Source organism: Burkholderia sp. YHN3-13 (assembly GCF_055810675.1).
In genome coordinates, this window is the sequence record NZ_JBVVNQ010000001.1 from 201,796 (window position 1) to 216,995 (window position 15,200).

General features: G+C 68.6%; 14 protein-coding genes. 7 read left to right on the forward strand and 7 right to left on the reverse strand.

Translation table 11 applies throughout. From position 1 onward, the window contains the following. Positions 1–2: 2 nt before the first annotated feature. Together AC0KUR_RS00880 and AC0KUR_RS00885 are read right to left on the reverse strand one after the other, a co-directional pair. Positions 3–953 carry a DUF979 domain-containing protein gene (locus AC0KUR_RS00880; RefSeq protein ID WP_034185903.1) on the reverse strand — a complete coding sequence of 317 codons (951 nt, stop codon included), beginning with the start codon at positions 951–953 and terminating at the stop codon, positions 3–5. After that, complete coding sequence (locus AC0KUR_RS00885; RefSeq protein WP_124668962.1) at positions 950–1,639, reverse strand: DUF969 domain-containing protein; 690 nt, start codon at positions 1,637–1,639, stop codon at positions 950–952. Before AC0KUR_RS00885 ends, AC0KUR_RS00880 begins: the two co-directional genes overlap by 4 nt. A 269-nt stretch (positions 1,640–1,908) precedes the next feature. On the opposite strand from AC0KUR_RS00885, the gene AC0KUR_RS00890 reads away from it, so the two are divergent. After that, positions 1,909–2,133: a hypothetical protein gene (locus tag AC0KUR_RS00890; protein WP_034185901.1), complete on the forward strand. Its 225-nt coding sequence runs from the start codon at positions 1,909–1,911 to the stop codon at positions 2,131–2,133. Between the two features lie 58 nt (positions 2,134–2,191). Here AC0KUR_RS00890 and AC0KUR_RS00895 read toward each other — a convergent pair whose 3' ends face one another. Next, positions 2,192–2,620 carry a hypothetical protein gene (locus tag AC0KUR_RS00895; RefSeq protein ID WP_034185990.1) on the reverse strand — a complete coding sequence of 143 codons (429 nt, stop codon included), beginning with the start codon at positions 2,618–2,620 and terminating at the stop codon, positions 2,192–2,194. 346 nt (positions 2,621–2,966) lie between these two features. Here AC0KUR_RS00895 and cheB point away from each other — a divergent pair, with 346 nt between their 5' ends. After that, a complete protein-coding gene (gene cheB, locus AC0KUR_RS00900; protein ID WP_034185900.1) occupies positions 2,967–3,971 on the forward strand; it encodes a chemotaxis response regulator protein-glutamate methylesterase in 1,005 nt (334 codons plus the stop codon). A 55-nt stretch (positions 3,972–4,026) separates the two neighbouring features. Then, positions 4,027–5,091 (forward strand): diguanylate cyclase domain-containing protein, encoded by a 1,065-nt coding sequence (locus tag AC0KUR_RS00905; RefSeq protein WP_473375202.1) that lies wholly within the window; start codon positions 4,027–4,029, stop codon positions 5,089–5,091. Between the two features lie 13 nt (positions 5,092–5,104). Here the strand turns inward: AC0KUR_RS00905 and AC0KUR_RS00910 are convergent, their stop codons facing one another. After that, complete coding sequence (locus AC0KUR_RS00910) at positions 5,105–7,351, reverse strand: putative bifunctional diguanylate cyclase/phosphodiesterase (protein WP_069705076.1); 2,247 nt, start codon at positions 7,349–7,351, stop codon at positions 5,105–5,107. A 412-nt stretch (positions 7,352–7,763) separates the two neighbouring features. On the opposite strand from AC0KUR_RS00910, the gene AC0KUR_RS00915 reads away from it, so the two are divergent. After that, on the forward strand, positions 7,764–8,486 hold the full coding sequence (locus AC0KUR_RS00915; protein WP_049030818.1) for a haloacid dehalogenase type II: 723 nt from the start codon (positions 7,764–7,766) through the stop codon (positions 8,484–8,486). A 180-nt stretch (positions 8,487–8,666) separates the two neighbouring features. Here the strand turns inward: AC0KUR_RS00915 and AC0KUR_RS00920 are convergent, their stop codons facing one another. Both AC0KUR_RS00920 and AC0KUR_RS00925 read right to left on the reverse strand, forming a co-directional pair. After that, on the reverse strand, positions 8,667–9,458 hold the full coding sequence (locus AC0KUR_RS00920; protein WP_473375203.1) for a uracil permease: 792 nt from the start codon (positions 9,456–9,458) through the stop codon (positions 8,667–8,669). A gap of 109 nt (positions 9,459–9,567) precedes the next feature. Then, complete coding sequence (locus AC0KUR_RS00925) at positions 9,568–10,527, reverse strand: LysR family transcriptional regulator (RefSeq protein WP_069705074.1); 960 nt, start codon at positions 10,525–10,527, stop codon at positions 9,568–9,570. A gap of 159 nt (positions 10,528–10,686) precedes the next feature. Between AC0KUR_RS00925 and AC0KUR_RS00930 the strand changes: the two genes are divergently transcribed. The 3 genes from AC0KUR_RS00930 to mmsB all read left to right on the forward strand — a co-directional run bounded on the left by AC0KUR_RS00930 (position 10,687) and on the right by mmsB (position 14,550). Then, the gene (locus tag AC0KUR_RS00930; RefSeq protein WP_473375204.1) at positions 10,687–12,006 is read left to right on the forward strand and encodes an MFS transporter; all 1,320 of its coding nucleotides are present in this window, start codon (positions 10,687–10,689) and stop codon (positions 12,004–12,006) included. 112 nt (positions 12,007–12,118) lie between these two features. Next, a complete protein-coding gene (locus tag AC0KUR_RS00935) occupies positions 12,119–13,645 on the forward strand; it encodes a CoA-acylating methylmalonate-semialdehyde dehydrogenase (RefSeq protein ID WP_473375205.1) in 1,527 nt (508 codons plus the stop codon). Between the two features lie 14 nt (positions 13,646–13,659). Next, positions 13,660–14,550 (forward strand): 3-hydroxyisobutyrate dehydrogenase, encoded by an 891-nt coding sequence (gene mmsB / locus AC0KUR_RS00940; protein ID WP_059558268.1) that lies wholly within the window; start codon positions 13,660–13,662, stop codon positions 14,548–14,550. 133 nt (positions 14,551–14,683) lie between these two features. On the opposite strand, the gene AC0KUR_RS00945 is transcribed toward mmsB, so the two are convergent. Beyond that, positions 14,684–15,016, reverse strand: coding sequence for a hypothetical protein (locus AC0KUR_RS00945; RefSeq protein WP_034185891.1), 333 nt, complete (start codon positions 15,014–15,016; stop codon positions 14,684–14,686). Positions 15,017–15,200 lie beyond the last annotated feature (184 nt).

Sequence of the window (15,200 nt, forward strand, 5' to 3'; positions counted from 1 at the left end):
AATCAGAAGCGGAATGCGAACGCATACATCAGCAGCGTGTTCACGGCGAGCAGCAGCACGGCGGTCGGCCACTGCGCCTTGATCACGCCGTTCTTGTCCTTCAGTTCGAGCAGCGCCGCCGGCACGATGTTGAAGTTCGCGGCCATCGGCGTCATCAGCGTACCGCAGAAACCGCTCAGCATCCCGATCGCGCCGACGATCGCCGGGTTGCCGTGGAACTGGTGGACGATCAACGGCAGGCCGATGCCGGCCGTCATCACCGGGAACGCGGCGAAGCCGTTGCCCATGATCATTGTGAACAGCGCCATGCCGACCGTGTAGGCCGCCACCACCGCGAACGGCGAATCGATCGGCACCCAGTCCTTCACGAGCCCCGACACCACGCCGCCGACGCCCGCGACCGCGAACAGCGCGCCGAGCGCCGCGAGCATCTGCGGCAGGATCGCGGCCCAGCCGACCGCGTCCATCGTATGACGCGCTTCCTTCAGCGCATGCACGGGCGAATCGCGCAGCATCGCGAGCGCGACGACGAACGCGACGATCGTGCCGAGCACGAGCGAAATCAGCGTCACGCTCTTCGGTTCGACGAACGGCACGAGCTTCAGCGCGAACGTGCCGATCAGCGTGACGACCGGAATCAGCAGCGCGGGCAGGAACAGCCGGTTGCCGAAACGCCGCGCGAGCGTCTCGCGCCGCGCGGCCGCCGCGTCGCCGGCTTCGTCGGACTTGCCGCGCCCGAGCTTGCCGGAGCCGGCGATCACCGCCAGCGCGATCGCGAGGCAGCCCGTCACGAAGTGCGGCAGCCGCGCGCCGAGCAGGAACGTGACCGCGTAGATCGCCCAGAACGCGAAATTGACGACGCGGCGCGGGTTCGTGCGATCCGTCAGGTTGAAGTACGCGAACGCGGCGAACATCAGCCCCGCGAGCGTGTACAGCGATTCGAGGCCGATCATCGCGCGCCCTCCTGCTTCACCAGGCCGAAGCCGCGCGTCAGCCGGCGGTCGAGCAGCGCGAGGCGCGTGCAATGGATCAGCAGCGCGGCGATCGCGGTCGGGATCGCCCATACCGACAGGTGCAGCGGCTCGATCGCGATGCCGTTCTGCTCGAGAAAGCCCTTGATCAGCAGGATCGACTGGATCGCGATGAAGATGTCCTCGCCGAAGAACACGGCGACGTTGTCGGCGCCCGACGCATGCGCGCGGATCTGCTGGCGCACCGCGTCGGGCAACTCGCCGTGCCGGTTGACGGCGGCGGCTTCGGCCATCGGCGCGATCAGCGGCCGCACCATCTGCGCATGGCCGCCGAGCGACGTGAGGCCGAGCGCGGCCGTGACCTGGCGCAGCACGAAGTACAGCATCAGCACGCGGCCCGTGGTCGCCGCCTGCACGCGCGAGATCATCTGCCGCGCCTGCTCCTTGAGCCCGTTGCGCTCGAGCAGCGCGATCACCGGCAGCGTCAGCCAGATCAGCCCCATGTAGCGGTTTTCGGTGAACGCCTTGCCGAATGCGCTGACGATGTCGACCAGATTCAGGCCGCCCGCCAGCCCGGTCGCGAGCCCCGCGATCGTGACCACCAGCAGCGCGTTGAAGCGCAGCGCGAAACCGATCACCACGATCGGCACCCCAATCAGCACCAGCATTTCCCCTCCTTGTGTCGGATGCGCGGCACCCAGGCAACGCGCTGCCCGCCCGGTTTCGACCGGGCTCGGACGGCGCAATCTAACACGAGACTTTATCGATAAAAAGTCGACAAATTACAGGTTCGGGTAAACGTTGAAACCGGCGAACACCGTGCACGCACCCTGTGTCGGCGGTATTTCATCGGAGGAATCGGGCGGCCGGCGCGCGTGGCGGAGCCCATGGCCGCCGACTAAACTGGAAAGCATCGGCAACGGACGGGAGAGCCGCCATGATTGACGTATTCCAGACCATCGGCAGCCGCGCGTTCTCCGCTCATCTGGCGAAGGACGGGATGGTGACGCTGATGGAGCAACGCCACGAAGTCGACCGCGTGACGCTCGCGACGGCCTATGCCGCGCTCGTCGAGGAAGCCGAGCAGGAAAGCGACCTGCGCGACGCGACGGTCGAGGGGATGATGCGCGCGCTGATCCAGGGCTACGCGCGCAGCCATTGACGGCGCGGCCGCGCATCGGCTCGTGCGGCCGGCAGCCCGGTGTGGCCGATCCGGCCCGCTACGCGGCCGGCGTGCCCGCGCCCATGCCGAACCACCGGCCCGCGCGCAGTTGCCGGTAGTCGGCTTGCGTGAAGATCCTCAGCAGGTTGGCGAGCGCGCCGTGACTGGCGCGGTCCAGTTCCGTCATGAAGGCTTCGACCTCGTCGCGGCCGGCAAACAGGATGGTGCTGAAATAGCGCGCGCGCTCCGCGTCGGACAGGTTCGTCGCGCTCAGCTGGTACGGATGGTGAAGTGCCGCGAACAGGAAGTAGTAGCGCTCGGCGTCGTCGCGCAGCACGCGCACCGCGTCCGGCTCGACCGGAAAATCGCGGCAGAACGACGCATGTCCGCTCTCGATGAAGATCCGGTACAGCAACCGGCCGGCCCGCTCGATGACGATCGGTGCGTACGGGTCGCGGCTGACGAGTACGGTATCGGGCACGGTCATCAGGCTCTCCTCTTTCTTTTTTGTCGACGCCGGCACGGTAACATGCCGGCTTCCGCACGGCGCGTCGGCACGATCCGTCGCCCCGACATGCACGGCCGGCACCGGGCCGCCGCCCTCGGTCGCCGGAAAACACCGCACCGTCATAGAGGAAAAACACTGAAACGGCGCCATGCGCGAATTTTTCGATTGCCGCCGCTCGCGCCGCATGACAGCATGCGGGCGTCGCCAACCGAAAAGAATTCCGTGCCGTCCGCCCGCCGATGCCGTTCGGCGGCGCCGGACAGGCCATGCTTTCCATGAACCCGGCCCATCTCCAACACTACGAACCGACCGGAGCATTCCGCTTGTGAACATCGGCATCGTCAACGACCTCCCGCTTGCCGTCGAGGCGATGCGCCGCGCGATCGCGCGACGACCCGAGCACCGCGTGCTGTGGGTCGCGACCGACGGCGCGCAGGCCGTCGAACTGTGCGCCGCGCAGCCGCCCGACGTCGTGCTGATGGACCTGATCATGCCGAAGTTCGACGGGATCGAAGCGACGCGGCGGATCATGCGATCCGAACGACCGTGCGCGATCCTGATCGTGACGAGCTGCATCGGCGCGAATGCGTGGCGCGTGTTCGAGGCGATGGGCGCCGGCGCGCTCGACGCGGTCGATACGCCGCGGCTCGGCGCCGGCGCGGCCGGCGACACGACGGCACTCCTGCTCGCGAAGATCGATCAGATCGGCCGGCTGCTCGACGCGCCGGACGGCACGCGCCTCGCCGGTACGGCCGCGCGCGCCGGCGGCGGTCCGCTGATCGCGATCGGTGCGTCGGCCGGCGGCCCGGGCGCGCTCGCATCGATCCTCGGCGGCCTGCCGGCGGATTTCAACGCGCCGATCGTGATCGTGCAGCACGTGGACCGCGCGTTCGCGGAAGGCATGGCGCAATGGCTCGACGGCCAGACGCCGCTCACCGTGCGCGTCGCGCGCGAAGGCGACCGCCCGCAACCGGGCGTCGCGCTGCTCGCCGCGACCGACGACCACCTGCGCATCACCCGCGCCGGCACGCTCGAATACACGCGCGAGCCGGCGGCGACGCCGTATCGTCCGTCGGTCGACGTGTTCTTCAACAGCCTGACCGAGCATTGGTCCGGCCGCGTGATCGGCGTGCTGCTCACGGGAATGGGACGCGACGGCGCGATCGGCCTGAAGGCGCTGCGGATGAAGGGCTACCATACGATCGCGCAGGACGAGGCGACCAGCGCGGTATACGGCATGCCGAAGGCGGCCGCGACGCTCGGCGCGGCGCGCGCGATCCTGCCGCTCGGCCGCATCGCGGGCGAGCTGGCGGCGCTCGCCCGGATCTGAGCCCGATGAACCCGCGCAACACCCATGCCTGCCCTCGCAACACACCGCATCGAACATGACTAGCGACCTGACCCGCCCGCCGGGCAGCCCAACCACGCCGAGCGCCGACGTGCCGGCCATGGTGCTGCTGGTCGACGACCAGACGATCGTCGCGGAAGCCGTCCGGCGCGCGCTCGTCGACGAGGAAGGCATCGACTTCCACTACTGCCCGCGCTCGGACGACGCGCTGACCACCGCGATCGAAACGCGGCCGACCGTGATCCTGCAGGACCTCGTGATGCCCGGCATCGACGGGCTGAGCCTCGTGAAGTCGTACCGCGCGAACGCGGCGACACGCGACGTGCCGATCATCGTGCTGTCGATGCAGGAAGAACCCGTGATCAAGAGCGCCGCGTTCGCGGCCGGCGCGAACGACTATCTCGTGAAGCTGCCCGACCGCATCGAGCTCGTCGCGCGCATCCGCTACCACTCGCGCTCGTACATGAACCTGCTGCAGCGCGACGAGGCCTATCGCGCGCTGCGGCAATCGCAGCAGCAACTGCTCGAGGCCAATCTCGAACTGCGGCGTCTCACGCATTCCGACGGCCTGACCGGGCTGTCGAACCGGCGCTATCTCGACGAATACCTGGCGGCCGAATGGCGCCGCGGCACGCGCGAGCGCAGCGAGCTGTCGCTGCTGATGATCGACGTCGACAATTTCAAGCTGTACAACGACACGTACGGACACGTGTCGGGCGACAGCGTGCTCAAGCAGATCGCGTCGACCATCGAGCGCTGCCTCGGGCAATCGGGCGATCTCGCCGCGCGCTTCGGCGGCGAGGAGTTCGCGGTGGTGATGCCGGCCACGTCGCCGGGCGCCGCGCGGCTGCTCGGTGAGAAGATCCGGCTCGCGGTCGAGGCGCTGCAACTGCGGCACGCGCATTCGTCGACCGGCAACACCGTGACGATCAGCATCGGCGGCGCGAGCATCGTGCCCACGCCCGGCCTGCCGACGACCGTGCTGATCGAGGCGGCCGACCGCGCGTTGTACCGCGCGAAACACGAAGGCAAGAACCGCGTCGAGATCGATTCGTCGCCGCCGCCGCCCGGCGCCGGCGAGTTCGGCGTGCCACGCGACTGAGCCGCCCGTCCGTTTATGCGGCGCCGAGCCGGCGCGCGTAGTCGTTCGGGTCCAGCGGGCGGCTGAACAGGTAGCCCTGCTGCATGTCGCAGCCGATTTGCTGCAGGAACCACGATTGCGCCTGCGTCTCGACGCCCTCCGCCGTCACCTTCATGCCGAGCGAATGCGCCATCGCGACGACGGCCTGCGTGATCGCGACCGAGTCGTGGTGATCGGGCACGCCCGACACGAACGAGCGGTCGACCTTCAGGTTGTGCAGCGGGAAACGCTTCAGGTAAGCGAGCGACGAATAGCCGGTGCCGAAATCGTCGACCGAGATCCGCACGTTCATGTCGGTGAGCGCTTCGAGCATCGGCAGCACGGTATCCGTGTCATTCATCAGCAGTCCTTCGGTAATCTCGAGCTCGAGCGCGGACGGATCGAGCCGCGTTTGCGCGAGACAGCGGCCGACCGACTCGACGAGCCCTTCGTGAAACTGCCGCGGCGACAGGTTGACGGCCAGCATCAGGTCCGGCGCGATCGTACGACGCCACTCGGCCATCTGCCTGCAGGCCGTTTCGAGCACCCACTGGCCGATCGCGACGATCAGCCCCGTATCTTCCGCGACCGGGATGAATTCCGCCGGCGACATCGGCCCGAGTTCGGGGCTGGTCCAGCGCAGCAGCGCTTCGGCGCCGACCGTGCGGCCGCTGCGCGCGTCGACGACGGGCTGGTACGCGAGCCGCAGCATGTCCGACGTCAGCGCGCGCCGCAGCGACTGCTCGACCGCGAAGCGGCGCTGCAGCCGCAGGTTGAGCTGCGCGGTGAAGAACGTGAAGTGATTGCGGCCCCGCTGCTTCGCGTCGTACATCGCCGAATCGGCGTTGCGCATCAGCGTGACCGCATCGTCGCCGTCGCGCGGCGCGACGCTGATCCCGATCGACACGCCGAGCCAGTACTCGTTGTTCGCGATCGCGAACGGCTTCGCGATCGCGTCGATCACCTCTCGCGCCAGCACCGCGAGGCGCTCGGGATCGTCGCAGTCGTCGACGAGGATCACGAACTCGTCGCCGCCCACGCGCGTCAGCGCGTAGCGACCGCCCGCGCAGGCCGCGAGCCGCGCCGCGACGCTGCGCAGCAGCGCGTCGCCCGCGTCGTGCCCGGCCGTGTCGTTGACCTTCTTGAACCCGACGAGATCGATGAACAGGATGGCGACGCGTGCCGGCCGGCCCGCATCGTGCCCGCCGAACAGCTCGCGCATGCGCTCGGCGAGCCAGCGGCGGTTGTAGAGGCCCGTCAGCGCATCGCGCGTCGCCAGGTAGCGCAGTTGCTGCTGCGCTTCGCGCACGGGGCCGATGTCGTTGAACGACACGAGCACCGAATCGGCCTGCGTCTCGCCCGGCCGCACGATCGGCACCGCGTTGCCGCGCACCCAGATGATGTCGCCGTCCGCGAGGCCGAAGCCGACCGTGTAGTCGAGCATCGGCGTGGCCGTCTCGAGCGCACGCCGGCTCGGCCAGTCGTGCGGCGCAATCGGCGTGCCGTCCTCGCGCAGCTTGCGCGGGATCAGGGTCGACAGCCGGCGGCCGACGAGATCGCCCTTCACGCGCAGCATCCGGCTCGCGCTCGGGTTGCTCGCGATCACGATGCCGTCGCGCGATACGACGAGGATGCCTTCGTTCAGGCTGTTGACGACGAGCCGGTGATGTTCCTCGCTGCGCGCGAGCTGCCGCGCGATCCGGTCCTGGTGTACCGCGAGGCCGACGCTGTTGCCGATGTCGCGCAACAGTTCGGTTTCCTCGTCGCTGGGCCGCCGCGGCCGGCGGTGATAGACGGCGAACGCGCCGAGCACGGCACCCGCGTCGTCGACGAACGGCACCGACCAGCATGCGCGCAGGCCCAGCGGCAACGCGACGCCACGGTAGTCGGCCCACAGCGGATCGGTTTCGATGTCCTCGACGGCGACCATCCGGCGCTCGTACATCGCCGTGCCGCACGAGCCGGCCGCGGGGCCGATCGTCGCGCCGTCGATCGCGGCGCTGTACTGCGCGGGCAGCGACGGCGCGGCGCCGACGCGCACGTGCATGCCGTCGGCATCGAGCAGCAGGATCGTGCATGACGCGCCATCGCCGAGCAAAGTCTCGGCGCGCCGGCAGACCTCGACCAACAGTTCCGGCAGCGGTGTATTGCGCGTGATCAGCCTCAGCACGCTTTGCTCGGACGCGAGTACTTCCGCCGCGAGACCGAGGCTGTAACGAGAGCTCTGCGGTTCGGTATTCAAGATGAATCCTGCCGTCTGTCCGATCGGGTCTGATGCGCCCGATTCGTTATCGATCCTTCGTGCCGTTTTCGCTCCGGGTTTACGCCGATGCCCGGTGCGCCCCGTTTTCGCGCACCGAGCCAGGGTGCGCCGAAATATATTTAACACCAATACGGGACGCCCCGCGCGTCCGTGTGCATCAGGGGTTACGCTCGGTCGCGATGCCGCTCGCGGCCGGCGGTCAGCCTTCCGAAAGGTTCGCGCGTCTGCGAACGCTTCGGGCATCGTCGGCCGTGCCGGCTGCTGCCGGACAGCATCGCGGCCGGCCAGACCGCGTTTTCGTATCCGTGATTCAATGTCGACGGAACCGGCGTCGCGCATTCCGGCGGCCCGGCGATAGGTACCCTCATCGAACGACCTTCACTGGATCACCATGACGAACCCTGCCGAAATCAAGGCGCTCGTTTTCGATGTCTTCGGAACGATCGTCGACTGGAGAAGCGGTGTCGCACGCGGCGCCGCCGCGTTCCTGGAGCGCCACGCGCCGACCCTCGACCCGTTCGTGTTCGCCGATGCCTGGCGCGCCGAATACTCGCCGTCGATGGAAGAAATCCGCAGCGGGCGCCGCCGCTACGTGCGGCTCGACGTGCTGCATCGCGAAAACCTGGTCCGCACGCTCGACCGTTTCGGCATCGACGGCGTGCCCGACGCGGACATCGACACGCTCAACCTCGCATGGCACAGCCTCGACCCGTGGCCCGACGCGGTCGCGGCGCTGCACCGGCTGAAGCGGCGCTTCATCATCGCGCCGCTGTCGAACGGCAACATCCGGCTGATGGTCGACGTCGCGAAGCGCGCGGGGCTGCCTTGGGATGCGATCCTCGGCGCGGAAGTCGTTCGCGCGTACAAGCCGTCGCCGCAGGTGTACAGCGACACCGTCGACCTTCTCGGCCTCGCGCCCGCCGAGCTGTGCCTGGTCGCGGCGCACAACGGCGATCTCGCGGCCGCGCGCCGGCAGGGGCTGTCGACCGCATTCGTGCTGCGGCCGACCGAGCACGGGCCCGGCCAGACGACCGACCTGCAGGCCGACGACGCGTGGGATTTCGACGTCAGGGACCTGAACGAACTCGCGGACCGGCTCGAGTGCCCGGGTTGAGTGCCCGGGTTGAGTGCCGGTTGCACGGCACGCCCCTACGCCGCGATCGTGCGGCGCCGCGCGTTGCGCGCCGCATACCGGCGGGCCGGCGTCGGCGGGATCCACAGGCAGATCCGCCACACCGGCCTGAAGCCCCTCGCGCGCTGAACACGGTGCTCACCCGACGTCACCCCGCCTCCGTTACTTCACCACCGCGCGCCATGCAGTCCGCGCATAGATCAGCAGCAACGGCAGCAGCGCCAGCGCGAACACCATGCAAAGCGCCAGCACCCACACCGGCCATTGCTCCGGGTTCCCGTGCGCCCAGTAGCGGTAAGGCACGCTCAGGAACCCGATTTCCATCAGCAGCGCGCCGAGCGGCACGAGCCCGTTCATCACCGCCGCCATGCCAAAGCGCGCCGCACCGTCGATGTTCTTTCCCGCGCCGTACGCCGCGATCAGGTAGACGAAATACCCGATGATCGCGACCATCAACGCCCCACCGGCCAGCAGGCCGATACTGCGCGCGCTGCGTTCATGCAGTTGCGTCGCCCCGGCCGGCAACACGACATCGATCTTCTCGCCGATCTCCGGCACGCCGCCCGAGCGGACGTTGCCCGGCAGCACGACCCGCTTGCCATCCGGCATCACGGCTTCCAGGATCGACGTGTACATGATGCACCGGTAGCGCTCGGTGCGCCCGCTGCTGTCGCGCCGCTCGCAGGTGTCCCACTCGGACTGGTAGGACACGACGGTCGCCTCGTATTTCGGCGACACCGCCAGTTCGCGGAGTTCGTCGCCGATCCAGTACGCGAACGGGAAAAACAGCGACACCAGGCAAAAACACACGAGCCACCAGAACGCGACCGCGCCGCCAGCCCCGCGCTTGCCGCCGGTCTGGCGGCGCACCATGCGCGCGGCGAGCCAGTACGCCGCCACGCCGAATACGGCCACACAAACCACGAAAACCTTGCCCGCATGCGTCAAAGCCATCTGCCCTCCCCTTTCTCCCGCGAGCCGGCCCGATTACCGCCGGCCGTTTTTCCATCCATGCCGATCACGTCGCCGCCGTCGCCATCTCGACGAGCGAGCACGCGCGTCGCTATTCGGCCTCTCCGACGAATTTCAACGTCCCCGCTTCGCCCGACAGCAGCGCGCGATTCGCGTCCGCCGCCGCGCGCAGGTAATCCCACAGCGCGGTCACGCGCCGCAGCTTGCGCAGATCCTCGCGGCACGTCAGCCAGAAACACCGCGTGACGACGACATCGTCCGGCAGCACCGGCACGAGCGCCGGCTGCGTGGCCGCCATGAAGCACGGCAGGATCGCGAGCCCGCCGCCTTGCAGCGCCGCGAAGTACTGCGCGATCACGCTCGTCGTGCGCAGCCCGGCCGTCGCGCCCGGCACCGCGCGATCCAGGTACAGCAGCTCGCTGCTGAACGCGAGATCGTCGACGTAGCTGATGAACGTGTGCCGCGCGAGATCGTCCGTGCACGTGATCGGCGCGTGGTGCGCGAGGTAGTCGCGGGTCGCATAGAGCCGCAGCCGGTAGTCGCACAGCTTCGTGACCACGTAAGGCCCGCGCTCGGGCCGCTCGAGCGTGATCGCGAGATCGGCCTCGCGCTTGGGCAGGTTGACGAAATGCGGTACGGGCAGCAGGTCGACCGTCACGTGCGGATGTTCGGCGCGAAACTGCGCGAGCTGCGGCGCGAGGAAGAAGCAGCCGAACCCTTCGGTCGACCCGATCCGCACGTGGCCCGACAGCGCCTCGCCCGTGTTCGCGATCTGGTCGCACGCGGACTGCACGGTCGTCTCCATCGCGTCCGCATACGCGACGAGCCGCTGCCCCTCGGCCGTCAGCGTGAAGCCGCCGGAGCGCGACTTGTCGAACAGCAGCGTGCCCATCGCCGCCTCGAGCGCGCGCACGCGCCGCGCGACGGTCGTGTAATCGACGCCGAGCCGCTTCGCGGCGCCGCTCGCGCGCTGCGTGCGCGCGACTTCGAGGAAGAACCGCAGGTCGTCCCAGTTCAGGTTGCCGGAAACCGGCTCGGTGGCATGTCGCATCGGCGAGGGGAAAAGGGGCTGGCGTCTCGGGGCCGGCCGTCGATATGCATAAATGCACATCTAACCGGTTTCTTTATCGGTACATGATGAATCCGCGCATAACTATACTCGACCCTGACCTGCGGACCATGAGCTGCAGGCAATAAAACCGGAGACACCATGCAGACCCGATCCACCCTCGATGAGCATGCGACCATCGCGACGCCGGCGCCCGAGCGCACCGCGAAGCACTACCTGCTGGCCGGCTGGGCCAGCATGGCCGGCACGACGATCGAGTGGTACGACTTCTTCCTCTACGGCACGGCCGCCGCGCTCGTGTTCAACCGCATCTTCTTCCCGTCGCTGGACCCTGTCGTCGGCACGCTCGCCGCATTCGGCACGTTCGCGGTCGGCTTCATCGGCCGGCCGATGGGCGGCATCGTGTTCGGCCACTTCGGCGACCGCATCGGCCGCAAGTCGATGCTGATGATCACGCTGCTGCTGATGGGCGTGCCGAGCATGATCATCGGGCTGATCCCGTCGTACGACCGCATCGGCTACTGGGCCGCCGCACTGCTGATCGCGATGCGCTTCCTGCAGGGCATGGCGGTCGGCGGCGAATGGGGCGGCGCGGTGCTGATGGCCGTCGAACACGCGCCGAAGGGCCGCAAGGGGCTGTTCGGCAGCCTGCCGCAGACGGGCGTCGGGCTCGGCCTGATCCTGTCGTCGGTCGCGATGGCCGCGGTCGCCGCGCTGCCGGAAGCCGACATGCTGTCGTGGGGCTGGCGCGTGCCGTTCCTCGCGAGCATCGCGCTCGTCGGCCTCGGCTGGTTCATCCGCGCGAAAGTGCCCGAATCGCCCGACTTCGAGAAGATGCAGCGCCAGGGCAAGGCCGAGAAGTCGCCGGTGACGGCCGCGCTGCGCCGCCATCCGCGTGAAGTGCTGACGATCGTCGGCGCACGCGCCGCCGAGAACACGTGGTTCTACATGGTCGTCACGTTCGCGCTGGCTTACGCGACGCAGCAGCTGCATCTGCCGAAGGCGGAGATGCTGCACGCGATCACGGCCGGCGCCGCGCTGTCGCTCGTCACGATGCCGCTGTGCGGCCACCTGAGCGACCGCATCGGCCAGCGCCGGATGTTCGCGATCGGCCTCGTGCTGATGTGCGCGTTCGCCGCGCCGTTCTTCATGATGCTCGGCACGCAGCAGACGTCGTATGCGTGGTGGGCGATCGTGCTCGGCCTCGGCGTCGTGTTCCCGATCCTCTATGCGCCGGAATCGCTGCTGTTCGCGCAGCAGTTCCCGGCGGAAATCCGCTACAGCGGCATCTCGCTGTCGGTGCAGCTGGCCGGCGTGATCGGCGGCGGCTTCGCGCCGATGATCGCGACGTCGCTGCTCAAGGCCGGCGGCGGCCAGCCGCACTACGTGATCGCGTACCTCGTCGGCTTCGGCGTATTCGCGCTCGTGTGTACCGCATCGATGCGTCCGGCGCGCACCTGAGCCTGCCGCCGGCCGCCAGTCGAATCCCTTTCGTCCTGTGCTCCGCCGTGCGTGCACGCGCGGCGGAAGCAGGCGCCCTTTGTCATCGCCCCACCGTTTTCCGGAGAGTTCCATGAACGCCGCAGTTCCCCAGACCACCCTCGCCCTGCCCACCGCCAAGCTGCTGATCGACGGCGCGTTCGTCGATTCGCGAAGCGCCGAATGGGGCGACATCGTCAACCCCGCGACGCAGGAAACGATCGGCCGCGTGCCGTACGCGACGCTCGACGAGGTCGATGCCGCGATCGCGTCCGCGCAGCGCGCGTTCCAGACCTGGAAGACGACGCCGATCGGTGCGCGGCTGCGCATCATGCTGAAATTCCAGGATCTCGTGCGCCGCAATCTCGAACGGATCGCGCATACGCTGACCGCCGAGCAAGGCAAGACGCTGCCCGACGCGCAGGGCGACATCTTCCGCGGCCTCGAAGTCGTCGAGCATGCGTGCTCGATCGGCACGCTGCAGCAGGGCGAGTTCGTGGAGAACGTCGCGGGCGGCGTCGACACGTATACGCTGCGCCAGCCGATCGGCGTGTGCGCGGGCATCACGCCGTTCAACTTCCCCGGGATGATCCCGCTGTGGATGTTCCCGATGGCGATCGTCTGCGGTAACACGTTCGTGCTGAAGCCGTCGGAGCAGGACCCGCTGTCGACGATGCAGCTCGTCGAACTCGCGATCGAGGCCGGCGTGCCGCAAGGCGTGCTGAACGTCGTGCACGGCGGCAAGACGGTGGTCGACCGCCTGTGCACGCATCCGGACATCAAGGCGATCTCGTTCGTCGGCTCGACGCGCGTCGGCACGCACGTGTACAACCTCGGCAGCCAGCACGGCAAGCGCGTGCAGTCGATGATGGGCGCGAAGAACCACGCGGTCGTGCTGCCCGATGCGCACCGCGAGCAGTCGATCAACGCGCTCGTCGGCGCGGGCTTCGGCGCGGCCGGCCAGCGCTGCATGGCGACGTCGGTCGTCGTGCTGGTCGGCAAGGCGCGCGACTGGCTGCCCGAGCTCGTCGAGAAGGCGAAGGCGCTGAAGGTCAATGCGGGCCACGAACCGGGCACCGACGTCGGCCCGGTCGTGTCGAAGGCCGCGCTCGCGCGCATCACCGCGCTGATCGACGCAGGCGTGAAGGCCGGCGCGACGCTCGAACTCGACGGCCGCGACGTGAAGGTGCCCGGCTACGAGCAGGGCAACTTCGTCGGCCCGACGATCTTCTCGGGCGTGACGACCGACATGTCGATCTATACGGAGGAAATCTTCGGGCCGGTGGTGGTCGTGCTCGAAGCCGACACGCTCGACGACGCGATCGCGCTCGTCAACCGCAACCCGATGGGCAACGGCGTGGGCCTGTTCACGCAGAGCGGCGCGGCCGCGCGCAAGTTCCAGAGCGAGATCGACATCGGCCAGGTCGGCATCAACATCCCGATCCCGGTGCCGGTGCCCTACTTCAGCTTCACCGGTTCGCGCGGCTCGAAGCTCGGCGATCTCGGGCCGTACGGCAAGCAGGTCGTGCAGTTCTACACGCAGACCAAGACGGTCACCGCGCGCTGGTTCGACGACGACGCGACGGCCGGCGGCGTGAACACGACGATCGCGCTGCGTTGACCGGGAGCCTGCACATGGAAATCGCATTCATCGGGCTCGGCAACATGGGCGGCCCCATGGCCGCCAACCTGCTCAAGGCCGGCCATGCGCTGACGGTGTTCGACCTCGACGCGCACGCGGTCGATGCCGCGCTGCGCGCGGGCGCGACGGCGGCCGGCTCGCCGCGCGAAGCGGCGGCGCACGGCGCCGTCGTGATCACGATGCTGCCGGCCGCGCAGCACGTGCGCACCGTCTATCTCGGCGACGACGGCGTGCTGGCCGGCGCACGCGCCGGCGCGACGCTGATCGACTGCAGCACGATCGATCCCGGCACCGTGCGCGCGGTGGCCGACGCCGCCGCGCAACGCGGCTTCCCGCTCGCCGACGCACCGGTATCGGGCGGCACCGGCGGCGCGCAGGCCGGCACGCTGACCTTCATGGTCGGCGCGGACGGTGCGCTGTTCGAGCGCATCCGCCCCGTGCTGCTCGACATGGGCAAGAACGTCGTGCATTGCGGCGGCACGGGTACCGGACAGATCGCGAAGATCTGCAACAACCTGCTGCTCGGGATCTCGATGATGGGCGTGTCGGAAGCGATGGCGCTCGGTGCGGCGCTCGGCATCGATCCGGCCGTGCTGGCCGGCATCATCAACACGTCGACCGGCCGCTGCTGGAGTTCGGACACGTACAACCCGTATCCGGGCGTGAGCGAGACGGCGCCGGCCGCGCGCGGCTATGCGGGCGGCTTCGCGGCGAACCTGATGCTGAAGGACCTCGGGCTCGCGACCGAGGCCGCGCGGAGCGCGCATCAACCGGTGTGGATGGGCGCGCTCGCGCAGCAGCTTTACCAGTCGATGAGCCAGCAGGGGCTCGGCACGCTCGACTTCTCCGCGTGCGTGAAGCTGTACGAGGCGCAGCCGGCCTGACCCGCACGGCCGACGCCGCACGTGCACCGACCCGCGACGGACCGGTCCGGCCTCGCGGGTCGGTCTGCATGCCGGGGAAGGAAATGCGGGCGCCGGGCCGGGCGCCGGCGGTGCGACCGGCACCGCCGTTCGTTCAGCCGCGTGGGTTCGAGGCCGTCTCGAAGGTCGGATGGCACTCGAACGCGAGTTCGGAGCGCGCGTCGACACGGCGGCCGCCGGTCAGCGATTCCGTCTTCATGCTTGCGCGCATCCCGCGCTGCGTGCAGTAGTTGGTGGCTTCGTTGACGGCCTTCTCGTGGGCGTCGGCCCACGTCGTCGACACGCCGACCGTGCGCGTCGTCACGGTGTACACGTTCGGGTTCGACGTCGCGGTCACGTCGGAAGCGGTCGAACACGCGGCGAGCAAGCATGCGGCAGCCGCGACGGTCAACCATCGCAGGGTTCGAAAAGAGACTGGAATGGACATGGGGGGCAAGCGCACGCCGTCCGACGTGCATTGAGCAACATAGGCGACAGTATGCCTGCCCGATCGCCGGAGATCATGCCCCTTTCAGTGAACACATTGTTTCGAATGGTTAAACGATGGCCGATTCAGGCAAGATTTACAGCCATCGCCAGCGACCGTTTTCGTCGGACAGGTCATTTCGCCC